Raw genomic sequence first — 22977 nt, 5'->3', positions numbered from 1 at the left:
TGCACTCACTATAGCGACATATGGTCGTGAATGCAATTTTTTCCAAATTTCATGCAAATTTTGGCGGCGACTCAACATCCAGTTTACTGAAATCATGGAATTATATAAGGGGACTTTCCAGCAACCTCCACTACTCGAATATCGAAAATCCCGGAACCGACTTGCCCTCCGGAAGGTCATGGACAGCAGTCCTTCGGCTTTGAGAGCAACAATAAACCTGCCTCAAAACCAGTTGCCGGCCGCTGATTGCGACCGGTACAACTTTTGGCAGCGGCTCACACAGGTTTAATTCCGTGCAACCGCCGGCGGTCTCCAACTGCCATCCACGATCGGCGTGTCTGGCCAATAGGCCCGAAGGTAGAGAGAATTCACCCGTCGGCGCCGGAAGCCAATTTGCCTCCTTGTCCTTACCCGGAGATTTGTCCTGAACATAGATCGTCAGTGATCCGTCGTCGTTATAGACAAGCGCCTTGTTTTTCGTCCCAAGCGAATAGCGCGAAAGAGGGTTGGGGACAAAGAAATGCTGGTCATCGTAAATCGTCAGTGACCAGAACCCATGGACTGGTGGCGTTTTACCTTTGGGGAATGTGACTTCGTAGGCAGTCTTGCCATTCAGACGCTGCCCATCACTATCAAGATCTTGGTAGAAGTACTTCGTCTCGGTTGGCGCGTTGACCAGAATGTTGGATTTCGCGACGGCGGTTCGGGTAAAATAGTCCGTGCCGAAAGCTGCATTGTTGTCAGTGGTCGACCAGTTGTGCGGAAGCTGAACGCCCCAGTTCCGGAACTGCAGCAACGGCGTGATCAATTCCGCCTCTGCCTTTTTGGCCTCATCCACCATGGCCGTCATTATGGAGGTGTCGGCCTGTGCCGCCGCAAGAACAGCCTCGATCTGGGCACACCTTGCTTCTTCACCCGGCAGCGGCGGCGCATCTTTCATGACCTGCGGCAGTTGCTGGAAGAAGGTTTCGGGAAAGACCCAATTGTTTTCTTCCGCTTTGCCATCGGCGGTTGGCGAACCGAGCGTCGGCAAGGATTTCCAATCGCGTTGCTTGGCCTTGCCGTCGAATTCTGACAGCGGATACATGTCGATCCCGGAGATGACTTCCTGGATTGCGGTCCGGTCCTCAGAGGTGTCGTCCATGAAGACACGGGGAACGATAAAGGCCGTGTTGGTGCGGGCACGGAACACCTTGGTTATGCCCTTCGGAACCTCGCCCTTCCAGTCCGGTCCAACCAACAGATAGAAGCCGGGCTGGGTGCCGTACATCGCACCGATCTGAGCGAAACTGTCCGTGCGGATGTCGACGACCTGGTAGACCCAGAACCGATCGCCAAAATCTGGAACCTGCACGACGACAGGTGACTGTTCCAAGGCCGCGACGCCGGCCCCATACGCAACGTCCTGGTTGGGGCAGGCAACCCAACGCTGTTCCGGCTGGATGTAGTCATGCAGCATCGACATCTGGTTGACGGGGGCAAATGGCAAAACCCCATTCATCAGGCCGGCCTTCGGCGCTTTCTCAAAGGCCAGCCGTCGATTGTAGATATTGACCATCGGCCATCCCCAGACATAGGCGTCGCGCGCCACCATCCGGACGTACTGTTCCGTAATCCTGACATTTCGGTCGGGCCCGGCAGGCATGGCAAGCTGCAGGGAGGGGGATAAGGAGAGTTGTTCTGTTGCTGCGCCAAGGCTCGGCACCATCGCCAAACCCAGGCAGGCGGCTCTCATCAGGGAAGGGGTCGTTCGGGTCATGTCGTCTCTCCTCAGAAGCAGTCTCAAGTCACTTGTCTGTCCTGATCAGCGCCGGCGGCCAATAGGTGCCGTTTGCAACTCCGTCGATCGGTCCATAGTAGCGGAATGTCAGACGATAGGTCTGCCCGCGTGGTGTGGGCAGCCAGTTGCCATCCGGGGCGTCCTTCGGCTTCTCCGCCGCGAAATAAAGCGTCAGTGAGCCATCTTCCCGGTATTCAGGGTTCGTCGCGTCGTTCAAAAGAAAGCGCTGCTTCGGGTTGGGAAGAACCCGGAAGCGGGTGCTGTCGACGGCGATGACTGACCAGAAGTATTTGGCGAAGCGAGGCGGAAGTGCATCCTTGGGAAATGTCAGCGTGTAAGCATGGTCGCCATTTAGTTCCGCGCCATCGGCGTCGCTTCCTCCGCGGTAATAGAGGACTTCCGGCTTGATGTTCGCCCACAAGCCGCGGTAGTTCACCAGCGTGCGGGTGAGATAGTCGATACCATATTCTCCGACCACACCTGGCCGCGCCCAGCCATTGCTGATCTTGCCATGACCAATGATGGCTCCCGCCTTGGCGATTTCCGGAACCGCTATTGTCTTAATGACGGTATCGACGTGCTCCCGCTCTTCAGCACCATCCTTGATTTGGGCGGCGATCTCTCGAACCTTCGCAGACATCGACTCAAGACCTGGATTGGTGTCAGGCTCACTGGAGAGAGCGATCTCAGCAGCATCGAAGGCTTCAACGCCGGGGAATGTCTCCAGACCAAAGATCGGCGTTTTTGGAATCTCTGGCAGTTTAGGCCCGATGACCGGTGTTCCAGTAGCTCGACCGACCGTCTGCTTTGGTTGGACAACAATAGGTCCTGCATGCGGTGGGCCGCGTCATCGAGTGTTTTCGGCAAAGGTCCGTTCGCTTGAATAAGATCGAAGGCCAAACAATTTACGGGGCAGGCCGGCGGATCCCGAAACAGAGGAAGGATCGGGAGATTGGCGACCAGACCGCCGTCGACCATAAGCCGATCGCTCACGGGTTCGGGCTGGAAAAGAACGGGAAATGCGGAGGACGCCATCAAATGGTCGACGGTGACTTCCATCTCCCCCGTGTCGTAAACCTGCTCTTCTCCCGTCGTGACATCCGTTGCATTGACGATGAGGCGAATATCTCCGCCGTCGAGATAGTCGAAATCGACTAGCCGTCTGAGCGTGGCTCGCATACCCGAGCGCTCGAACAGGGATGGTGACGGTAGACCGCTGAGGCGCCGCCACCACAAGCCGAGCGACGGCTGAAACAGGCCAGGTCGGCCATGGAGCAGTGTGCCGAGCGATGAGGCTATCTTTGACCCGTCCCAGAAGCGGACAAAGTTGGCGATTGCAACATCGCTGGCTGCCAGTCGCCAAAATTCGTCCAGGCGTGCCACCCGGTCCTCAGGCCTGTTTCCGGCGATCAGAGCAGCAACGATCGCGCCTACCGATGTTCCGGCAATACGCTTGGGACGAATGCCCGCCGCGTGCAAGGCGGTGTACGCCCCGGCATGATAGGCGCCAAGGGCGTTGCCACCTGATAGGCAGAGCCAGACCTCCGGAGAGGCGCCGATGGACGTCAAATCATGATCTCGCCACCGGTGACGGGGATGACCGCGCCGGTCATGTAACTTCCGAGTTCAGATGCCAGCAGAACATAAGTACCGGCAAGCTCGGCTGGTTGGCCAGCGCGCTTCAAGAGTGTCTGCTCACCGAACTTGGCAGCTTTTTCTGCAGGCATTGTTGACGGAATCAACGGCGTCCAGATCGGCCCCGGCGCCACCGCGTTCACCCGAACGCCCTTCTCGGCGAGCATTTCCGCCAGCCCTGCAGTGAAGTTCGAAATGGCGCCCTTGGTCGATGCGTAGGCCAGGAGCTGCGGCGATGGCTGGCGCGACTGGATTGAAGTCGTGTTGATAATCGCACTTCCTGGCTTCAAATGCGGAGCGGCAGCTTTGGACAAGAAGAACGGCGCATAAATGTTCGTTCGGAACGTCTCGTCCCATTCCTCCGCGGAAATGTCGGCAATGTCGGCATAAGTCCGCTGAAAGGCGGCGTTGTTCACCAGGATATCAAGCCCGCCGAGCTCGTCGACTGCGCGCTGCACCAGCGTCTTGCAGTGATCTTCGGACTTAATGTCGCCGGGCACCAAAAGCGCCTTTCGTCCCACGTCCTCGACCCATTTGGCGGTGTCTTGAGCGTCGTCGTCTTCGTTGAGGTAGGAGATGACGATGTCGGCCCCTTCTCGAGCGAAGGCGATCGCCACCGCCTTACCGATGCCCGAGTCGGCGCCGGTAATCAAAGCGACCTTGCCCTCGAGCTTGCCATTCCCCTTGTAGGATTTTTCGCCGTGGTCTGGAATTGGGTTCATCAGTGCAGTCTTGCCCGGGGGCTCCTGCTGCTGTTCGCCGTAGGGAGGGGACGGGCGACGGATATCGGTCATGGAAATGCTCCTAGGATATTGAGGTCGATTGGCAAACCCCGAGGATTGCACAAGGTTCCGCAGCCAGCAGAGAACACAAAAAACTTTTCACGCTTTGGCGCTTCTCTTTTTTATCGTCGGTTACAATGCGGCATCCCTTCTGCTGATTCCTTTCAGTCACCTCTCCATTGCACGGTCGAATGCTCCACGCGATGACGCCAGAACGCTCCAGCGGTTTCCTTCCTATTGAACACTCTGCGGCACAGGGATACGGTCGACCCATAGCATCATTGGGCGCTGATGGGTCGATCGACTAGTGGCGCGCACCGGCGCTGCATGCACAGCCGCTGTTCAACCGACTGCACGATCCCGAAGCTCCCGCTTCGCGTCACCCCGGGACGCCCACTTTGCATCGAGCGTTGGTGCTGAGGAAACAGCAACGCATTGGAGACAATCTTCGAGACGGATACCGGACGTGTCCGGGTGATGGCGTCGCTGAACAGTAGCGTGTCGGGGCGGCGATGGTCCGAACTGGGACGCCGCACTGAACGTGTTTGGGAACAGTTGCGCTCCAAATCGTTCTGCAGCCGATTAATGCACAAGGCGACATGAAAAAGACCGATTATCCAATGCCGAGATCCATCACATCGGCGACCTGACGACCACATCCCGTCATAATGACGATGTGCCAATCGCCCGGGAGGAGACGAACATACATCAGCTTCCTACGTGACCCGGCGGGTAACGTCCTTACAGCTAACCTGATCAGCAGCGATGAGTAATTGTTCGGCTCAACCGCGAAAAGGCACGAACGCGCTAAGTGCCTCTCAATGCGCCTTCCAGCTTCACGTTTCGCTGATCGATCTCAGGACAACGAACGCTCGGTCGAAGTTTCCAAGATCAACTACGCCACTCGGTTCGACCTGTTGATGGGTGAACACATCAACGAAACGGCGGCCATGGAGCGCGTCAGGCATAGCGATGGTAAGCCCTTGCCAGGACGAGCCACCAAGCGTGCGAACTCCAAAACTAAGACGCTGCGATATGACGAGAATAGCGTCGTCGCCTTCTGCGCGTGCATAGGCTAGGACGCTGCGTGCCTTCTTTCCGCTTTTGGAGAGCGGGATATAGCTGCCTTTACGAAACAAGGTTCGCATTTCCTGGCGCAGGCGAAGAAGCGCGACAATGACATGCTGCTTCAATCGACCGCTTGTCCAAGCATCATCGTCGAAACTGAACTTCTCGGTTTCAAACAAGCTCTTCTGGAGCATACCGAAATCCGGCGTCCGGCGGTTGTCCGGATCGACAAGACTAAAGTCGAGCCCCTCGCTGCCTTGGTAGATATCGGGCACGCCAGGAGCGGTAAGCTTAATGATTGTCTGAGTAATGCTGTTGACGAGACCCGCCTGGGCAAACGGACGAAGCGTATCGGCAAATTCGGTAAGGAACGCCTGATTGTCAGGAGATAGCAAGCGGCGGGCGTATGCGATGACAGCCTGTTCATAACCTTCATTGCTATCGCCCCAGTTCGTGCGCAGCTTTGCTTCCCGCAGTGCCTTTTCAACATAGGCGATAAAACGTTCTTCGAGTGCTTTCAGGCCTTCCCGATCTTCCGAGTGAAGGCCAACGGGCCAGGCGCCCGCCAGTGCCTGATAGAGCATCCATTCGACCGCCGGCTCCGGTGCGGGACCGTCGTCCAGGGTGCTAATCGCGCCTCGGTTCACCACGCGCCACCGGCTGACCGCGTCGCTCCAAAGGTCAGGGGCTTCGGTTAGGGCGTAAAGGCGTGCGCGGGCATCCTCGCCGCGCTTGGTATCGTGGGTCGATGTGCTAGAAAGCGCATCGGGCTGGAGTTCCAGTCGGGTCTCCATTTCCTGATGGAAACGTTCGAGCGAGAAGGCGCGGGGCAGCGGTTCGGCACCGACTTCGTTCAGCGCCAGGGCCATATGGTGTCGGAAGAAAAGCGTGTCCTCGACCGATTTCGCCATCAAGGGACCCGTTAGCTGCTGAAAACGGGTGCGGAAGACGGCCGCCGTTGCGGCAAGTGAGGATTGCACATCACCGGTAAGGATGCGCTCAAGGAATGCGAGCGCCGTCCCGTCGGGTGAATTCTGCCCGTTGCGAATTTTTTCCAAAACGGCGGCGAGCATCTGACGGCCTTCCGGCGGCAAACCCTGACTTGCGCCGTATGTCCGATAGACCGGAAAGCCGACGAGCAGTTCGCGCAATGCCGCTTTCACCGTGTCTTCCGGCACAGCCGAATCTCGATCGTCCGTCTGGCCGATCTGCCGCGCGAGCTTCAGCAGTATCGCGACCTCACCGGCGAAGTTGTTGTCCGCCATCAGCAATTTTGCAGCGCGCAGTTCGGCTTCCATGTCGACCGGCTGGCCGACGGCCGTATTGTAGACGGCGCGCAGGTCATCCAGTTTTTCACCATCCACCAATGCGTCGCTAATGGCGGAGATGAACTCGTAACCGGTGGTGCCCGAGATCGCCCAATCGGGCGGAATGTGTTCTCCTTCGCCGAGGATCTTTTCGACGGTGATGTAACAGTCGGGCCCAGCTTCCTGCTGCAGACGTTCCAGGTAAGACTTAGGGTCGGCGAGACCATCGACATGGTCGACACGCAGGCCATCTACGGCGCCGGAACGCACGAGTTCGAGGGTGAGCCTATGCGTGTCGTTGAATACGGCGCCGTCCTCGACACGCATGCCAGCAAGTCCGGTGATCTCAAAGAAGCGGCGGTAGGACAGTTCACGCGGTGCATCGCGCCAGGACATCAGCTTATAGTGTTGCTGTTCGTGCAGCTTGGTGATTGCCGCCCTGTCCGAAAGCGTTAGGACTTCGCTTTCGCAGCCGGCATAGGTCTCTGGATTAAGCGGATAGAAGGTTTCGTAGTAGGCGAATACCGGTTTCCCCGTTTTCGGATCGGGCTGCAGCGAAACTTCGCCTGCCTTCAGCACGGCTTCGAACGTGTCGCCGAGGAAGGGAAGGGTCAGCTTTCGCGACCAGTCGATATCGAAATGGCGGGCATAGTGGCTCTTTTCGCCATATTCGACGACATCGTGCCACCAGGAGTTTTCAAGCGACGCCGCCATGTGGTTCGGCACGATATCGAGGATCAGACCAAGTCCGGCGGCCTTCAGCGTCCGGACCATCCGTTCAAAATCGGCGCGTCCGCCGATCGACGGTTCGATCTCGTTGGCGTCGATTACGTCGTAGCCGTGGGTGGATCCGCTTGTGGCAGCAAAGATGGGCGAGGCGTAGAGATGGCTAATTCCGAGACCTTTAAGATAGGGCACCAGCTCAGTGGCGCGCTTGAAGGTCATGCCATTGCGGAATTGGAGGCGATACGTGGCGGTCGGGACAATCATGACATTTCCGGCAAGTTGAATGAGAAAAGAAGGATCAGGCGCGGATTGAGCTCTACCCGACGAGACCAATAAGATGGCGCGCTGTGAACCCAATGGACCGCAAGTTGTTCCGCGCCCCTATTGAAACATGTGTGACGACGTGAGCATGCGCGAGCTTCGTCCAGCGTCCCTCGTGTTTTGGCACAAACGGCTCACGGGCGTGCTTTACTTTGGAAAACAACGTCTATGTCAGCAAAGAGACGCAGCGGAACTTCGCGTCGGTACAGTGTCGTGGCACCCGGTTTGGATTACGCGGTTAGCAGTATGTCGGAAATGTTCATGGCAATACAATAACGTTAGATTTCAAATGTCGTTCGCCTGTCTGATATGGCCGACGCGCTGCCGGCCACGATTTCAAGCAGGGCCTGTGCTGTTTCCTCTCTGGCCCAGCCAGCGCGGAAAGCTTCCTCAAAAAGCTGCTGAACTTTTCCATCCAGCGCGTTGACGCAGTCGGAGTGTCGCTGCTCGTACTGGTCATCATTTTCCGGGGATTTTACCGGATGCATATCCGTCCACCTTCTTCAGCTTCATTCAAATCGGCATTTACGCAAGAATACCAGCGTCTTTGGCGGCGTACTCAAAAAGACGGCGCGCCTCTTCAGTAGGGATGACGCCCTCCAAGGCTTCCATGCAGGCAGCCTTGCACTTAAGATAAAGCTCGCCGTCTTCAGTTGGCCAGATGACAAGCAAGTAATCCAATGCTTCCTGTGGACCGTGCACCTTCACCTTACCGCTATCGGCAAAAACGAGGTCAATCGGATCCTTCTAAATAACGGTCATATGCTTTCCTTGATCGTAAGATAGCCGCTGTATGGTCATTCGTCAGTGCAACAGATTTGCTTCCTTTGCAGCGATGACAAAAATTTCGCGTGCTTCCTCGGCATCTTTGCGTCCAGCGATTGCGGCGCGGCAGAAACTTCGCGCTCTGACATAACCGGCGCCCCGGAGGTCCGGCCATTCATCCATCAAAACCACAAGAGCGGCAAACGGACCGTCAACTCGGACATCGCCGCTCACGGGGGCGTTGATCTTAACAGGTTCTTTCCATCTTGCCGGCATCATTATCTTCCTGAAGGATTGTGCAGTCCCTGAAACTTGGACATCACACTTTTGTTCCTCTGGGAACGACCTCATCGTTCGGCGCTGCAAAGATCTTAGTTTTCCTTTAAGAGGACATTTCGCGGGCCACCGGTTCAGTTTCGTTCAATCGAGGAATTGGGACAATGTCCCCGGCAAGTAGCGTTTAGGCAACCTGACGCCTTCTTTCCCGACGAGCTCCAACCCGATCTCCGTCTTAGAAGCTGCCGGTCGCTTCAAAGCTTGGCGGTAGCTCTCTCTTCTAAATCTTGTGTTCCGATCGTTGACTTGCATCTTTACACTGGGAACAGTCCCCCCGCCGAGCTCAGGCAATGCTATACGGTCTCGAGCTGGGATCGCTGATGCAAGGTTTACCGTCGAAGTCTGGAGTGGAAAGGAGAGACATTTATGGTGGAGCTATGGGCTACCGCCTAACCCGGCCAACGGCCCCATGGCTTCTTACGGAGCGTAAAAAACGGAAGATTACCCTACCTTTGCCGGCTTATGCAGGCTCCGCTCTTAGGACCCTACACTTTTAGACGACGATCATTCACCCGAACGACTTTCTACATCGTGTGAGAGGCTACGACGTTCCTGCTCGCTCGCATGCCACTCCCGATCAATGCTACCCTGTTCCGCTTTGTGAAAATACTGCGAACACACAAGCCAGCCTTTCAAGGGTCGCAACAACGCCAACGCTCCAAGGGTTGTAAGCGGTACTGTCACAAGAACGTGCATCCATAACCGAGGTTCGAAGGTAAACTGGAACCAGAGAGCGAATGCTAAGGCCGGCACCGCCACGATACTCATTGCAAAGAAGGCAGGTCCGTCGGCTGGATCAGCAAAACCATAGTGAAGACCGCAGATCTCGCATTTCGGTGCAAGCTTAAGGAAGCCGTCAAAAAGGTGCCCCCGTTGGCATCGAGGACAACGGCCTAAAATTCCTGTCAGTGCTGGATTTGTTGTCGGGCGATAATCGTCTTCCACAAGGCTTGGTCCTTATATCGAAAAGCTTGTGTGCCGCTGGACAACAGCGAGCACATTGCGATTTGAATGTCATTGACTGCCTGGCAGCGCATTTTTATCGGCAGGACCAGCAGGCTGGGAGCCCGGCTCCTCCTTTCCTTCAACGGATACTGAAGGGGCGGTGTCCATTGTCGCAACATGGTAGCCGAGTGCGCAGCCTATAACGATGAAGATCACAACCGCCAGAAGAGGCCAGTACCGCGCTTTTACTTGGTCCGCACCGTCTCTTTGGTCTGCATCGCCGGCGCCGCCAGTGGTGCCATAAAGTTCACGAGTTCTTTGATTTTGGAGATCTCGCTCGCGGCCAGAAAGCGGCCTTTGTCGCATGACGCCGAAAGCTAATGCGCCCCCAAGAAGGAACGCGCCTCCAGCTACAATAAGTAACCAGATGTAGTTTGCCATGAGTGCCTCCTTTCGTCTGGACCGAAAGCTACCAAACGGACCAGGTATGAACTGCTCGGAGTATTGATCGTCAATGCGCACGACTTACGAGCTATGCAGATTGAGGCCAATGGTGAAGTGCCGTGCTTGCATCAACTAACATGCGAGCGATAGCCTTGCCGAAACGGGACCCGAACGGGGAACCGACGCTTTGGTTCCCGTGCTGTCATTTCCGTCACGCTGAAGAATGAGAGGCCTATCGCAGTTCCAGCATATGCTCGTCCGCTGCCGGGAGGAACAAAGGACGGCACTGGGACCTGAGTTTTGAAGGCCACGGGCCGGCAACAACCAGCCTATTCAAGAGAAGGGCCACCCTTCTTGATATCCTGGCCGATTGGAATCAACGTACGGTCCGTGAGATCTTTGGAGAGTTGTTCGTTCGACTCCCGGATTGGTGGCTCGAGCTTAGGGTCGGCCTTCTGTGCCGGAAGTTTTGGGGCCATTTTGGGATCAACACTATTGTCACGTCTGTGATCGGGCATTGTTCACTCCTGGTGGTCGTTAGGATGCTGTGGGCGTGAAGCGCGAACTATTTGCCGCAGGTTGGGTTCCAACATCGTGCATGGATTTTTCTTTCAAGACCCGACGAGCCTGCAATGAGCGTGCGAGAATCGACGCCGCAAGTTTATTTGAGAGGGCTCAGACGACTGGTAAACGACATCGTCCTTCCGTTGTGATCATCGACATTGCCGATGATACGGGAATTGTCTCAGCGACTCACGAAGAATTCAACACGTCAAAATTGCATGTTGCCGGCTTCGGCAGAGCCTAGTCAGCCAAGGCACACAACGAACACGCAGATCTCAATGCTGCTTGTGTTCGCGGTACCAGTTGCTCAGCGCATTCTTGGTTGGGTAGCCCAGTTAGCGGATCTGCGCCTTAACGCGCTTGCCAAGCTTGATATAAAGCTGACGTCGCATAGCCAGAAGAGCTATGAAGCGTTTTCGCCGGGGGTAGTCGGTCCCGCCTACCGCGTTGCGGCGCTATGCTAAGGCTCCTGCGGCTACCCGTTTTCCGGCCAAAGCGCGTCGAGAATTCCCGCTTTCCCGGCCTTTCCGGCCGGCGCTATGCTGAAAGCTCCCATGCTCTTCTTTCTTTTTCAGGCTCGCTCCCAAGGTTTGGCGAGCCGGTGTAACCCGCCGTGGCACGATCTCGTGGAATTCTGTTCGCACGGGACCGACCAGCCGCCAATCGCCATCCGCACCAGATTTAGACACCGAGTTTGAGGCTATTATCTGCATTATTTGCACGTTGCAGCATGGATGGTTTCGCACCCCTCCGTTTCGGATCGCACGAATCTGGGGAAATTGTAAAAATGAGTCGGCGGAGTGACTTAGCTAAGACCTGTTTAGAGGCCTGATTCGTCTCAACATTCGGCCAACGGCGCTTTAGTGGAGCCTAAACAAGATCGCTTAGACCAGCTTGACTCTTTCTCTGGCTGGGAACAAAAGAGGAACGTCAACAATTTTCGGGGACATGAAGTCCATGCAACGCGAGCCGGGGAGGTCCGTGAACGATGTCGCGCGCCAGCAATCCTCGGGTCATCGAGGAGCTCAGAGATCGTATCGCAAACCTTGAGGGCGGCGCGACGAAAAACGCCGTCGTGTTGCCGTTCGGCGTTCGGGAGATGGATGAACGTCTGCCGGGTGGCGGCCTTCCTTATGGCGCTCTTCACGAAGTCGCAGGTGGCGGCGCCGGTACGGTAGACGGAGCAGCAGCCGCCTTGTTCGCAGCCGGCATTGCCGCGCGCGCGAAGGGCAAGGTCCTTTGGTGCCTGACGAGACCTGACCTGTTTTTCCCGGCTATCGCCCAGGCAGGCTTACATCCCGACCGCGTGATCTTCTGCGAAGGCGACAAGGAGGAGGACGTGCTGGCGTCCATGGAAGAGGGGCTCTCCTTCGGTGGCTTGGCAGCTGTGGTGGGCGAACTGGTTCGATTGCCGATGGTGGCATCCCGGCGGCTGCAGCTGGCTGCCGAAAAGACGGGAACCATGGGGCTCGTTGTCCGCAGATGGCGGCGGCAGACGGAAGCGTCGGACTTCGGCAATCCGACGGCCTCGACGACGCGATGGAGGGTGAGCGTGATTCCGTCGGAGGAACTGCCAGTGGCAGGGGTCGGACGGGCCCGATGGCTGTTGGAATTGATGCGCGTGAAAGCAGGCGAGTGTGCTGAGTTTGAAATAGGAGCCTGTGATGCCAAGGGTCGTGTGTGTTTACTTCCCCAATCTGCCAACAGACCGGATACGGCGACATGGAGAGGGAGCCGTGCCAGCTGATCAGCCTATCGTCGTCATTTCCAAATCGGGGTCGAAACGCTGGATTTCGGCGGCAGACACCGCCGCGCGCAAACTCGGCCTCAAGCTCGGTATGCCGGCGAGCAAAGCCCAGGCCGTGGTCGCCAACCTCACGATGATCGATGCTGATCCCAGCGCCGACGCTGCTGCCCTTGAGCGGCTCGCGCTGTGGGCGCTCCGCCAGTACAGCCCGGTCGTCGCCGTCGATGGTGTGGATGGGATCGTCATGGACACGGAAGGCGCCGATCACCTGCAGGGCGGCGAACATCTGCTGATCTCCGGGCTGGTCAACGGCTTGAGGGGACGGGGCCTCACGGCACGTGCCGCCGTTGCCGACACGTGGGGAGCAGCGCATGCGATCACCCGCGTGACCTCGGCTGAAACGACCGTCGTTCCGGTGGGCGGTGTGGCGAAAGCGGTTACTGGCCTGCCGATCCACTGTCTGCGTCTTCCACCAGACACAATCCATGGACTGCGGGTGATGGGCGTCGAGACGGTCGGCGAACTCTCCGCAATGCCGCGCGCCCCCGTGACGCTGCGATACGGTCCCGAAGTCGGCCGGCGGCTGGATCAGCTCTTTGGGCGAATGTCAGAACCCATCGAACCCCTGCGCACTCCGGAGCTTGTCGAGGCAGCCAAGAACTTTCAGGAGCCGATCGGCACCGCCGAGACGATCGCCAAATATGTGCGCCGACTGGTTGGCGAGCTCACCACCAAGCTGGAGACACGCGGTCTCGGCGTCAGGCGTTCTGATCTCGTCATCCACCGCGTCGACAACACCCGCCAGTGCATCCGAGCCGGCTTGGCAAAACCGGTGCGTGACCCCGCCCGGCTGTCAAAGCTTCTCTGCGATCGGATCGAGAAAATCGACCCGGGCTTCGGTATCGAACGCCTGGTGCTCGTCGCCATCATGGTAGAACCGCTTGAGGAGCGACAGGCTGCATCCTCGCTGATCGAAGAACCAGTCGTCGACGTGACACCGCTTGTCGACATTCTCGGCAATCGCGGCCAGCGGCTTTACCGGGTCACCCCAGTCGCCTCCGACGTTCCCGAGCGATCGGTGATGCGCGTCGGCCCGACGGCTGACGAGACCGGAGCGACATGGGCCGCCAAATGGCCAAGGCCGTCGCGGCTGATGGCGAACCCTGAGCGCATCGACGTTACCGCTCTGCTCCCCGACCAGCCGCCGGCGGTGTTCACCTGGCGCGGAAAGCGCCGACGCGTGAAGCGGGCAGACGGCCCGGAGCGGATATTCGGCGAGTGGTGGCTTCGTCCGAGAGAACATGCTGCCGTCCGGGATTATTTCGTCGTCGAGGACGAGGCGGGTGAACGCTACTGGGTCTATCGCGCCGGTGATGGGGTGGATGCCGACACGGGCTCGCACCTCTGGTTCCTACATGGGGTGTTCGGATGAGATATGCCGAGCTTCAGGTCACCACGCATTTCTCGTTCCTGCGCGGAGCCAGTTCGGCCGAGGAACTGTTTGCCACCGCGGCAGCGCTTGGCGTCGACGCCCTTGGCGTGGTCGATCGCAATTCGCTTGCCGGGATCGTCCGGGCATGGGAGGCGGCAAAGACCACGGGCGTGAGACTGGTCGTCGGCTGTCGGCTCGATCTTTCCGACGGCATGTCGATCCTCGTCTACCCGACTGACCGTCCAGCCTATTCGAGACTGACCCGCCTGCTTTCGCTCGGCAAGAGCCGGGGTGGGAAAGGCAAGTGCATCCTCGATCTGTCTGATGTGGAAGCCTATAGCGCTGGCCTGATTGCCATCCTTGTCCCGGATGAGGCCGACGAGACCACTGCGGGCCAGCTCAGGAAGATCGCCGCGATCTTCGGTGACAGGGCTTTCGTTTCGCTATCCTTGCGCCGTCGCCCGAATGATCGCCTGCGGCTTCACAATCTTTCCAACGTGGCGGCGAGACATAAGGTCAAGACGGTCATCACCAACGATGTGCTGTTTCATGACCCCAGCTGTCGGCAGCTGCAGGACATCGTTACCTGCATCCGCAATCGGACGACCATCGACAGCGTCGGCTTCGATCGCGAGCGGCATGCCGATCGGTTCCTGAAGGCACCGGAGGAAATGCACCGGCTGTTTTCCGAGTATCCGGAAGCACTGGCACGAACGCGCGAAATCGTCGACCGCTGTCGTTTCGACATGAGCGAGCTGCAATATCAATATCCCGAGGAAGCCCTCGTGCCGGGGCTGGACGCCCAGCAGTCACTGACCAAGTTCGCCTGGGAGGGTGCGGCTTCACGATACCCGGAAGGGATTCCTGACAAGGTCCGCAAGGCAATCCTGCACGAACTTGAACTCATCCGGGTGATGAAATACGCCCCGTACTTCCTCACCGTCTACAGCATCGTCCGGTATGCCCGGTCACAAGGTATTCTCTGCCAGGGCCGAGGATCGGCGGCGAACTCGGCTGTCTGCTACTGTCTCGGCATCACCAGCATCAACCCGGAAACAGGCGACCTGCTGTTCGAGCGGTTCGTCTCGATGGAACGTGACGAGCCTCCGGATATCGACGTCGATTTCGAGCATGCCCGCCGCGAGGAGGTTATCCAGTGGATATACGAGACCTATGGCCGCTCACGCTCGGCGCTCTGTTCCACCGTCACGCGCTACCGCGCCAAGGGCGCGCTGCGCGATGTCGGTAAAGCCTTGGGGCTGCCGGAGGACCTGATCACCCAGCTTTCCTCCGGGGTGTGGGGCTGGTCGGAAGGGGTCGGAGAAAAGCAGCTCAAGGACAACAACATGAACACGGCGGATTACCGTCTGAAGCTGGCGCTGGACCTCTCCGCCCAGCTGATGGGCGCGCCGCGACATCTCGGCCAGCATCCGGGCGGTTTCGTGCTGACCCAGGATCGGCTCGACGATCTGGTGCCGATCGAACCGGCGACGATGAAGGACCGCCAGGTTGTCGAATGGGACAAGGACGACATCGAGGCGCTGAAGTTTATGAAGGTCGATGTCCTGGCACTCGGCATGCTGTCGTGCATGGCACGCTCCTTCGAACTTCTGGCCGAGCACAAGAACGAGCCAATGGGACTGGCTGACGTTCCGCAGGAGGACCAAAAAACCTACGCGATGATCAGGAAGGCCGACACGCTTGGCACCTTCCAGATCGAAAGCCGGGCCCAGATGGCCATGTTGCCAAGGCTCAAGCCCCGGACCTTCTACGACCTGGTCGTGCAAGTAGCCATCGTCCGGCCCGGGCCGATCCAGGGTGACATGGTGCATCCTTACCTGCGACGCCGGGAGGGTAAGGAAAAGGTGGAATATCCGACGCCGGAACTGGAGGCCGTGCTCGGCAAGACGCTCGGCGTACCGCTGTTTCAAGAATCTGCGATGCGGGTCGCGATGACCTGTGCGGGATTTACGGCTGGCGAGGCCGACCAGCTCAGGCGCGCGATGGCGACCTTCAAGTTCACGGGCGGCGTATCGAAGTTCAAGGACAAACTCGTGGAGGGCATGGTCAGGAACAATTACACCCGCGAATTTGCCGAGAAGACGTTCACGCAGCTCGAAGGCTTCGGCTCGTATGGGTTTCCGGAAAGCCACGCCGCGAGCTTCGCACTGATCGCCTATGCGAGCTCGTGGGTGAAGTGTCATCACCCCGATGTGTTTTGCGCCGCCTTGCTGAACAGCCAGCCGATGGGCTTCTACAGTGTCGCGCAAATCGTCCAGGATGCACGGAACCATGGCGTGGAGGTCCGTCCTGTCTGCGTCAACCGCTCACGCTGGGACTGCACCATGGAGCGGATTGGCAATTCCGATCGCTTTGCCGTCAGGCTTGGCATGCGTGTCGTCAGGGGTCTGTCAACCAATGACGCCGCACGAATTGTTCTGGCGCGTGCCGACCAGCCGTTCGTATCAGCCGATGACATGTGGCGACGCTCGGGCGTGTCTCCGTCGTCGTTGGTCAAGCTGGCCGAAGCTGATGCGTTCCTGCCATCGCTGCGACTGGAACGGCGGCAGGCGCTCTGGGATATCAAGGCGCTGCGGGATGAACCGCTGGAACTCTGGGCCGCGGCCGCCGAGCGTGAGGCCAAGACAATCGCTGAGATGCAGGAGCCTGAAGTGGCGCTGAAATCGATGACGGAGGGCAGGGAGGTCGTCGAGGACTACTCACACACAGGCCTCACCTTGCGGGCGCACCCGGTGTCGTTTCTCCGAAAAGACCTCGACCGGAAAGGCATCGTCACCTGCGCAGAGGCGATGGGGCAACGCGACGGGAAATGGCTCTGGACTGCGGGTATCGTTCTCGTGCGACAGCGGCCGGGATCGGCAAAGGGGGTCATGTTCCTCACGCTGGAAGACGAGTCCGGCATCGTCAATGCAGTGGTCTGGCCATCGCTCTTCGAACGCCAGCGGCGGATCCTGATGACAGCGAGCATGATGGCCATCAATGGCCGTATCCAGCGGGAAGGCGAGGTCGTTCACCTCGTTGCCCAGCGCCTGTTTGATTTCTCCACCGACCTGTCGAGCGTTGGGAATCGGGACGGCGACTTCCCGCTTCCGCACGGTCGCGGCGACCAGGTCAAGCACGGAGGAGGCCCCGATCCACGGGACAATCCCAAGCCCGCCGTACAAGCGCGCGACATCTATATTCCCGACCTTCATATCGATAATCTGAAGATCAAATCCAGAAACTTCCACTGAGGAGACCGGTGTGTCGCGCCTGTTTGCAGTCACCAAAGGCCTGGAGGAGATTGTCGCCCATTTCATCGGTCGACATGGCGCCGTCGCTTGAGGTGCCGAGCGAAAGGTCGAAGGCACCCCCCGACTGATCGTCATCAAGAAGGACGGACTGCGACTACTAAAATCGATCCCATGGGGTTTTCGGCGACAGACCCGCGACATGAGACGTGAGGGCGAACCGCCGAACCGCATCGGCCTCGTTGCCGATCTCGCCAATCCGCTTTGGGAGCGCATCGTCGTTGACCCCAGATATCGCTGCCTGATCCCGCTCACGTATTTTGCAAACTCCGACGGTGTCAAAGGGGCAAAAACCCGATCGTGGTTTTCGAGCAACCGCCAACCTTTGATGGCCTGGGCGGGGTTTGCCAAGAACACCCCAGACTTCGGCCCTGTGTTCGCCGGCATGACCATGACCGCCAACGAGAAGATCAGGCCCTTCAACGACCGAATGGCCCGTTTTGCTCGAGCGGCAAGAATACGACCGCTGGCTTCATGGTTCGATCGAAGATGTTATCGCCTTCCAGTTTCGCGATCCGCCGTCTTCCGATGATTTCGAAATCCTGCATAGCCGCGACCGCTGGCAAAGCGGCGTTTCACCCTCCAAGGCCTCACCCCGTCGGGACAACATGCTTATGTAGCCAAGGTTTCGTGTTGAAAGGTCTGCCATATGTGCAACTTGTACACCGTCCGTCTTTCTGCCGCGGAAGTAGCCGCGCACTTTCGTGTGCCGAACCCGATGCAATCGAACGCTCCCGAGGAAGTCTATCCGGGCACGCCCGGGATGGTGGTAACGGAGAATGAAGGCGTTCGCGAGCTTCGCTCGATGGTCTGGGGCTTTCCCCTGCGTCTCAAGGGTATGAAGCCGGAAGCCAAGCCAAAGCCGGTCAACAACATCGCTGACCTTGCGAAGGGCATGTGGATCGGCCTCGCCAGAAAACCCCAATGGCGATGCCTGATCCCGGTCACAGGTTTTGCTGAAGCCGAGGGGAGAAGGGCAAGATGACCCGCACGTGGTTCACGCTCAAAGACCAGCCGGTCTTTGCCTGGGCAGGTCTGTGGCGGGTCAGCGATGAATGGGGCCCCGTCTATTCCGGCGTCATGACGGACGCCAATGAGGCGATACAACCGGTGCACAACCGGATGCCTGTTCTGCTACAGCCGGATGAGTACGAACAATGGCTGCACGGTACTTTCGATGATGCGGTGGCGTTCTAGAAACGGACATTTCCGCCCGAGTTGGTGACGATGGAGCGGACATCCGAGCTATGGACGAAAAAGAAGTCTGCGCCCGTGGCACCGTTGCTGCTTTAACGCCGACCTAGTAGTGTTCAAGGTTGGCGAACCACTCGGCATAGGGCGTGTTCTTGGCCATGTGTCGATTATAATCCGGCGCGCCGTCATCCCACCAAGGAGCACCGCGCTCGCCGAGAGCAACCTTGGAATCATCGACGAGACGTCGCGCTTTTGCAAGTGCATTAGGGTCGCCCCTGGCGTCGCGAACGGCCCTTCTTGCCGACATCAACTCTCTGACCAATCTTTCCCGCGTGGCTTCTTCGAGCCTGGGATCGCTCTTGCGCCACAGCCTCCCACGGACAACGAAATATCGCCCGTCAGGTGTATCGGGATATCCGTCCGACGTTCTACTGGCTTCTGCGTTTGTTGCCTGGTCGGTCATCAGCTCTGTTCCAGGTCGAATTTCATGTCAGCAACAGCTAGGCTTTTTACCGCGTATTTTCTTGTAACCCTTCGGTGCTGGATTTTGGCGTCGCATTGGGAAACGGATGAACAGGAAGTGGGAGTGATTCAAGGCGCGCCTCTGTCTCCGGCGTCACATGACAGCGAAGGCCCGAGACTGAGCCGACGCCATATCTGGCAAAGTAAGGCCTTATAAGGTTGTAGCCGCGCTGGTCGCCGGATTGAAAATGACGGACTATTGGGTCAAAAACTAGAAGGCGAAGTTTTAGGGCCCATTCCCGCGTCTCGTACAATCACAACAAAAGCTTGCCGCGCCGTTTCGGTGGAAACCACGACATCGATCGCCTCGCTACAAGCCGTCTTGCAGGTGTGGTAAGCTCCACCGTCATCCGATGGGCAGAGGATAACGAGATAGTCCAATGCATCCTGCGGACCTCTTACCTTCACGTCGCCACTCCCTGGAACGACAAACTCAACCGGTTCACTCCAAGACACTGTCATCATACACCTCCCTCACGTTTACGACCCGACTACGGGCAGATCTCAACGGCGCGCGTTGTGTCGCTTATGAGAACCGGATTGAGTCGCAATTGTTCCAGTTGAAACTCGGTTCGTTTGGTAGAGGGGCCAGTGGATCAGGTCTTGCGTCGTTGGCGCGAAAACGTGGACGCGTCATCGAACTGTCAAAAGTCTTTTCGCTCAATACGGCCGGCTTTGAAGAGCTGTGTACAGATCGGCATAGCGGCCGGCGCTTCTCGTCCAAGAGAAGTCTGCTTTCATCGCCTGGGTTTGCAATCTGCGCCAGAATGGCGCGCGACGGAAACCGGTCAAAGCGCGGTCGATGGCGTGGTACAAGTCTTCCACCGAACCTGATTGAAATTGAAACCCCGTCGCGACACGCGCGGTCATTGCAGCATCGTTGGCATCTATGATTGTTTCAGCTAGTCCGCCGGTCCGAGCGACAATTGGGATTGCGCCATACCGAAGCGCATAAAGCTGTGTAAGCCCACACGGTTCAAACCTTGAGGGCTGTACGACGATATCGCTTCCCGCATGCAAAAGATGAGCGTCATTCTCGCAAAAGCCGACATGGATCGCGAACAGTCCAGGATAGCGCCAGCTTTCCTCGATCAATGGGTGGATGATATCTGGATCTCCCTGACCGTAGACAATGAGACGGCTACCGCGATCAATTATACCTGGGATCACGGGCTTCAACAAATCGATGCCCTTCTGCCACGTCAGCCGGCTGATGACCGACAGAATAGGACCACGGCCGGGTAGAAGATTAAAGCGTTCTTCAATTCTTGACCGGTTGCCTGCACGCCGGCCTATTGTGCGGCTATCGTAGTTAACGGGAATAGAATCATCCGTCGCTGGATTCCAAACATCCATGTCAATGCCATTCACAATACCGGTTAAGTCGTCCCGCCGCGTCGAGAGCATTCCTTGCATGCCCATTCCAAGATCATCCGTGAGGATCTCGCGAGCATAAGTCGGGCTGACTGTCGTTACCGAATCGGAAAATTTGACACCCGCCTTCAGGAAGCTGACGCCGCCATAATATTCGATCCCCTCGGTGGAGAATAATGCTTGTGGAAGGTCGAGTTCCTGAAAAATAGCCGCCGGGAACTGACCTTGGAATGCTAGATTATGGATCGAGAGCATGACAGGCAGCGCATCGTTGACGATCTTCAGATATGCCGCAGCAAGCGCAGTTTGCCAGTCGTGCAAGTGGACGATATCGGGACGCCACCCGTTCAAACCTTGAGCCGCGACGAGTGCCGTCGCGCGCGAGAGGGCCGCAAAGCGCTTCCAGTTGTCCGGATGATCTCGACCGTTTTGATCGAGATAAGGTCCGCCATCCCGCTCATAGAGCGCCGGCGATTTAACGACGATTATCTCCAGATTGTCATAGCTACCCGAAAGGAATTCCGCTTTCATACCCATCAAGTCAACATCTGCTTCATGACGCAAATTAGTGAGCTTGTCGAAAATTTGGCGATAGCCTGGTATAATCGTGCGCGTTGATACCGCCTTTGACATTAAGGCTTTTGGCAGCGCTCCGACGACATCGGCCAACCCCCCGGTCTTTATCAATGGATAAATCTCTGACGCGGCAGCAAGAACATGCATGCCAGCCCCTCCTAAGCTCATCGAAGAAAAACTGTGAAAAAACTTGCAAACGGTGAGGGACGTGCCCGGCTAAATCATGATCTCGCCGCCGGTCACGGGAATGACCGCGCCGGTCATATAACTCCCAAGATCGGATGCAAGAAGGACGTAAGCTCCCGCCAATTCAGCAGGTTGTCCGGCGCGTCCCATGAGGGTCTGTTTCCCAAACGATTCCGTCTTTTCCGCCGACATCGTTGAGGGGATAAGAGGCGTCCAGATCGGCCCGGGCGCTACAGCGTTGACTCGGATTCCCTTTTCCGCGACCATCTCCGCTAAGCCGGCCGTGAAGTTCGACACTGCGCCTTTTGTCGACGCATACGCGAGCAGCGAGGATGACGGCTGCCGCGACTGAATAGATGTCGTGTTGATTATCGCACTTCCGGCCTTCATGTGCGCGATTGCCGCTTTGGAGAGAAAGAACGGAGCATAGATATTGGTGCGAAACGTTTCATCCCATTGATCGGCAGGAATGTCTTCGATTGCTCCATAAGTGCGCTGAAAAGCCGCGTTGTTCACCAGAATGTCGATGGCACCCAACTCTTCAACTGCTCGATCGACCAAGACATTGCAAAAACTCTCGTGCTTGATGTCACCGGGCGCTAAAATAACATTACGACCCGCATCCTTGACCCAGCGAGCGGTTACCTCTGCATCCTCGTGCTCGTTGAGGTAGGATATCAGAACATCGGCGCCCTCTCGCGCGAATGCTATTGCGACTGCTCGGCCGATCCCCGAGTCAGCTCCAGTAATCAAAGCGACTTTTCCGGTCAGACGTCCGGATCCCCGGTATGTCATTTCACCATGGTCCGGAACCGGTTGCATAAACTTGGTTTCGCCGGGTGGGGTTTGTTCCTGCCGCTGTTGCGGCGGTTCGGGATAGGTGTCGTGAGGCATGGGAACTCCTGTGGGTAGCTGCAGGGTGGCAGAACTGGCAAGATCAACCGCGGTTCCCGCTTCGTGGAAAAAATCGCAGTGTGCGGTCTAGCAGCGGACGGGGGCACTATAACGCTGGCTTCAAGGCAGAGATGGTCAACTCGCACAGCGGGTGTTTTTCGCGCTCGTCGGCTAACCTCCAAAGTCGCCTTCGTTCATCTCTCTCTCTCATCGTAGTTCAAGTCCCACTCCTTGCCGACCAGCTTTTTCCGGGTGCAGCGTTATGTGCCGTTGCTTTGTTGGGATCCCGTGATAACGCGCGGTTTATCGCTTGCAACGCCGTCGTTGCTTCTGCGGTCAATACCCTTGGCGTACTGGCCTTCGGCATCTTGGTGGATGACTTCAACCGCCAGCTCGTCTCTCCTGATACCGCCATTAGGAATCTCCTTTGGTTTTGCCCGCATCCATAACCTTCGATCTAACCGGATCGTTCAGATTTTCACCGAGCGCATCTCGGTCTGTCTCCGAATTGCCACTTGCAGGCAAATATCCCCGCGGTCGTGTTTCCTAAGGTCCTTCCCAACGGGGCGACTGGTCGGTCGTTCCTTCCTGTCCTGATTTTGGTGTTCCTCGTTTCACGATTTTTCTCGTTTTCGAGAAGTCAACTTCACACGGGGACAGATGTTCCCCCCTGCGCCCGATAGGACCATGACGGTGAAAGAGGTGGCTTCTCGTGGATATTTAAAGACGGGCGAACCGGGCATCACGAGCGATGCAGCTGACGGCCTCCCTGCAGCCGACGGCGGTCGGCTCTGGAAGGAGAATTTCAATCGCGTACTCATTGGCATACGACTAAATGTTCCATAATTCTCCTTCTGCCGCCGACTCAGCAATTTCGAATTTTTAGCCGCCTCAGGTGTGCGGGCACTGGTGCAGATTCCGAGGCAATCCGCCCCCGCATTCCGAAATGATGCCGCCCCCCAGTTCCGACCCCTTGTTCCGAGATGATGCCGCCCCCTGATTTGGGGTGTTTGTCGGGGTGTCCTGCTGGTGAGACGTTCGTCCTTTCAGTGTCCTGAAAGGAAGGAA

The 22977-nt window shown here is 57.6% G+C and carries 19 protein-coding genes and 1 pseudogene; 5 read left to right on the top strand and 15 right to left on the bottom strand.

Features of this window, described 5'->3' with window-relative positions; all coding sequences use genetic code 11:
- Positions 1-130: 130 nt before the first annotated feature.
- From ASC96_RS20340 to ASC96_RS20305, 10 genes are all read right to left on the bottom strand, one after another.
- Entirely contained in the window at positions 131-1759 is a 1629-nt protein-coding gene (locus ASC96_RS20340; RefSeq protein WP_244482213.1) for a DUF1254 domain-containing protein, read from the bottom strand.
- Positions 1760-1787: 28 nt separating this feature from the next.
- Positions 1788-2420, bottom strand: a complete 633-nt coding sequence (locus ASC96_RS20335; protein WP_060504953.1) for a DUF1214 domain-containing protein — start codon at positions 2418-2420, stop codon at positions 1788-1790.
- Complete coding sequence (locus ASC96_RS32050; protein WP_244482223.1) at positions 2333-3259, bottom strand: patatin-like phospholipase family protein; 927 nt, start codon at positions 3257-3259, stop codon at positions 2333-2335. Before ASC96_RS32050 ends, ASC96_RS20335 begins: the two co-directional genes overlap by 88 nt.
- An 86-nt stretch (positions 3260-3345) precedes the next feature.
- Entirely contained in the window at positions 3346-4209 is an 864-nt protein-coding gene (locus ASC96_RS20325; protein WP_082512193.1) for an SDR family oxidoreductase, read from the bottom strand.
- An 824-nt stretch (positions 4210-5033) separates the two neighbouring features.
- Entirely contained in the window at positions 5034-7562 is a 2529-nt protein-coding gene (treY, locus tag ASC96_RS20320; RefSeq protein WP_060504951.1) for a malto-oligosyltrehalose synthase, read from the bottom strand.
- A 335-nt stretch (positions 7563-7897) separates the two neighbouring features.
- Complete coding sequence (locus ASC96_RS20315; protein WP_060504950.1) at positions 7898-8107, bottom strand: hypothetical protein; 210 nt, start codon at positions 8105-8107, stop codon at positions 7898-7900.
- A gap of 37 nt (positions 8108-8144) precedes the next feature.
- The gene (locus ASC96_RS32045; protein WP_082512192.1) at positions 8145-8357 is read right to left on the bottom strand and encodes a DUF982 domain-containing protein; all 213 of its coding nucleotides are present in this window, start codon (positions 8355-8357) and stop codon (positions 8145-8147) included.
- 66 nt (positions 8358-8423) lie between these two features.
- Complete coding sequence (locus ASC96_RS20310) at positions 8424-8663, bottom strand: DUF982 domain-containing protein (protein WP_060504949.1); 240 nt, start codon at positions 8661-8663, stop codon at positions 8424-8426.
- Positions 8664-9224: 561 nt separating this feature from the next.
- On the bottom strand, positions 9225-9665 hold the full coding sequence (locus ASC96_RS32040; RefSeq protein ID WP_082512191.1) for a DUF983 domain-containing protein: 441 nt from the start codon (positions 9663-9665) through the stop codon (positions 9225-9227).
- Positions 9666-9734: 69 nt separating this feature from the next.
- The gene (locus tag ASC96_RS20305) at positions 9735-10106 is read right to left on the bottom strand and encodes a hypothetical protein (protein WP_060504948.1); all 372 of its coding nucleotides are present in this window, start codon (positions 10104-10106) and stop codon (positions 9735-9737) included.
- Positions 10107-11661: 1555 nt separating this feature from the next.
- Between ASC96_RS20305 and ASC96_RS20290 the strand changes: the two genes are divergently transcribed.
- The 5 genes from ASC96_RS20290 to ASC96_RS33980 all read left to right on the top strand — a co-directional run bounded on the left by ASC96_RS20290 (position 11662) and on the right by ASC96_RS33980 (position 18360).
- A complete protein-coding gene (locus ASC96_RS20290; protein WP_060504945.1) occupies positions 11662-12420 on the top strand; it encodes an ImuA family protein in 759 nt (252 codons plus the stop codon).
- Positions 12338-13852, top strand: a complete 1515-nt coding sequence (locus tag ASC96_RS20285) for a DNA polymerase Y family protein (RefSeq protein ID WP_200956643.1) — start codon at positions 12338-12340, stop codon at positions 13850-13852. The genes ASC96_RS20290 and ASC96_RS20285 overlap by 83 nt, the downstream gene beginning before the upstream one ends.
- The gene (locus tag ASC96_RS20280; protein ID WP_060504943.1) at positions 13849-17106 is read left to right on the top strand and encodes an error-prone DNA polymerase; all 3258 of its coding nucleotides are present in this window, start codon (positions 13849-13851) and stop codon (positions 17104-17106) included. The genes ASC96_RS20285 and ASC96_RS20280 overlap by 4 nt, the downstream gene beginning before the upstream one ends.
- 706 nt (positions 17107-17812) lie before the next feature.
- The gene (locus tag ASC96_RS33985) at positions 17813-18148 is read left to right on the top strand and encodes an SOS response-associated peptidase family protein (RefSeq protein WP_348270817.1); all 336 of its coding nucleotides are present in this window, start codon (positions 17813-17815) and stop codon (positions 18146-18148) included.
- Positions 18145-18360, top strand: a complete 216-nt coding sequence (locus ASC96_RS33980) for an SOS response-associated peptidase family protein (RefSeq protein ID WP_244482210.1) — start codon at positions 18145-18147, stop codon at positions 18358-18360. Before ASC96_RS33985 ends, ASC96_RS33980 begins: the two co-directional genes overlap by 4 nt.
- Before the next feature lie 103 nt (positions 18361-18463).
- Here the strand turns inward: ASC96_RS33980 and ASC96_RS20265 are convergent, their stop codons facing one another.
- The 5 genes and pseudogenes from ASC96_RS20265 to ASC96_RS33975 all read right to left on the bottom strand — a co-directional run bounded on the left by ASC96_RS20265 (position 18464) and on the right by ASC96_RS33975 (position 22527).
- Positions 18464-18820 (bottom strand): hypothetical protein, encoded by a 357-nt coding sequence (locus ASC96_RS20265; protein ID WP_060504942.1) that lies wholly within the window; start codon positions 18818-18820, stop codon positions 18464-18466.
- 719 nt (positions 18821-19539) lie between these two features.
- Positions 19540-20976: a glycogen synthase GlgA gene (gene glgA / locus ASC96_RS20260; RefSeq protein ID WP_060504941.1), complete on the bottom strand. Its 1437-nt coding sequence runs from the start codon at positions 20974-20976 to the stop codon at positions 19540-19542.
- 69 nt (positions 20977-21045) lie between these two features.
- Positions 21046-21909, bottom strand: coding sequence for an SDR family oxidoreductase (locus tag ASC96_RS20255; RefSeq protein WP_082512189.1), 864 nt, complete (start codon positions 21907-21909; stop codon positions 21046-21048).
- 260 nt (positions 21910-22169) lie between these two features.
- On the bottom strand, positions 22170-22352 hold the full coding sequence (locus tag ASC96_RS20250; protein ID WP_244482225.1) for a hypothetical protein: 183 nt from the start codon (positions 22350-22352) through the stop codon (positions 22170-22172).
- Positions 22324-22527 (bottom strand): annotated as a pseudogene (locus tag ASC96_RS33975) (hypothetical protein). Before ASC96_RS33975 ends, ASC96_RS20250 begins: the two are co-directional and overlap by 29 nt.
- Positions 22528-22977 lie beyond the last annotated feature (450 nt).

The organism is Rhizobium sp. Root1204 (genome assembly GCF_001424965.1).
Taxonomy (GTDB): domain Bacteria; phylum Pseudomonadota; class Alphaproteobacteria; order Rhizobiales; family Rhizobiaceae; genus Pararhizobium.
Note: the sequence above shows the minus strand (reverse complement) of the source record. Positions and strands in the feature narration are given on the sequence as shown.

What these genes read in the sequence shown, in the direction of transcription:
- ASC96_RS20340 (WP_244482213.1), bottom strand. Translation starts at nt 1,759, where the DNA reads ATGACCCGAACGACCCCTTCCCTGATGAGAGCCGCCTGCCTGGGTTTG.
- ASC96_RS20335 (WP_060504953.1), bottom strand. Translation starts at nt 2,420, where the DNA reads ATGTCTGCGAAGGTTCGAGAGATCGCCGCCCAAATCAAGGATGGTGCT.
- ASC96_RS20325 (WP_082512193.1), bottom strand. Translation starts at nt 4,209, where the DNA reads ATGACCGATATCCGTCGCCCGTCCCCTCCCTACGGCGAACAGCAGCAG.
- treY (WP_060504951.1), bottom strand. Translation starts at nt 7,562, where the DNA reads ATGATTGTCCCGACCGCCACGTATCGCCTCCAATTCCGCAATGGCATG.
- ASC96_RS20315 (WP_060504950.1), bottom strand. Translation starts at nt 8,107, where the DNA reads ATGCATCCGGTAAAATCCCCGGAAAATGATGACCAGTACGAGCAGCGA.
- ASC96_RS20310 (WP_060504949.1), bottom strand. Translation starts at nt 8,663, where the DNA reads ATGATGCCGGCAAGATGGAAAGAACCTGTTAAGATCAACGCCCCCGTG.
- ASC96_RS20305 (WP_060504948.1), bottom strand. Translation starts at nt 10,106, where the DNA reads ATGGCAAACTACATCTGGTTACTTATTGTAGCTGGAGGCGCGTTCCTT.
- ASC96_RS20290 (WP_060504945.1), top strand. Translation starts at nt 11,662, where the DNA reads ATGTCGCGCGCCAGCAATCCTCGGGTCATCGAGGAGCTCAGAGATCGT.
- ASC96_RS20285 (WP_200956643.1), top strand. Translation starts at nt 12,338, where the DNA reads ATGCCAAGGGTCGTGTGTGTTTACTTCCCCAATCTGCCAACAGACCGG.
- ASC96_RS20280 (WP_060504943.1), top strand. Translation starts at nt 13,849, where the DNA reads ATGAGATATGCCGAGCTTCAGGTCACCACGCATTTCTCGTTCCTGCGC.
- ASC96_RS33985 (WP_348270817.1), top strand. Translation starts at nt 17,813, where the DNA reads ATGTGCAACTTGTACACCGTCCGTCTTTCTGCCGCGGAAGTAGCCGCG.
- ASC96_RS33980 (WP_244482210.1), top strand. Translation starts at nt 18,145, where the DNA reads ATGACCCGCACGTGGTTCACGCTCAAAGACCAGCCGGTCTTTGCCTGG.
- ASC96_RS20265 (WP_060504942.1), bottom strand. Translation starts at nt 18,820, where the DNA reads ATGACCGACCAGGCAACAAACGCAGAAGCCAGTAGAACGTCGGACGGA.
- glgA (WP_060504941.1), bottom strand. Translation starts at nt 20,976, where the DNA reads ATGCATGTTCTTGCTGCCGCGTCAGAGATTTATCCATTGATAAAGACC.
- ASC96_RS20255 (WP_082512189.1), bottom strand. Translation starts at nt 21,909, where the DNA reads ATGCCTCACGACACCTATCCCGAACCGCCGCAACAGCGGCAGGAACAA.
- ASC96_RS20250 (WP_244482225.1), bottom strand. Translation starts at nt 22,352, where the DNA reads ATGCGGGCAAAACCAAAGGAGATTCCTAATGGCGGTATCAGGAGAGAC.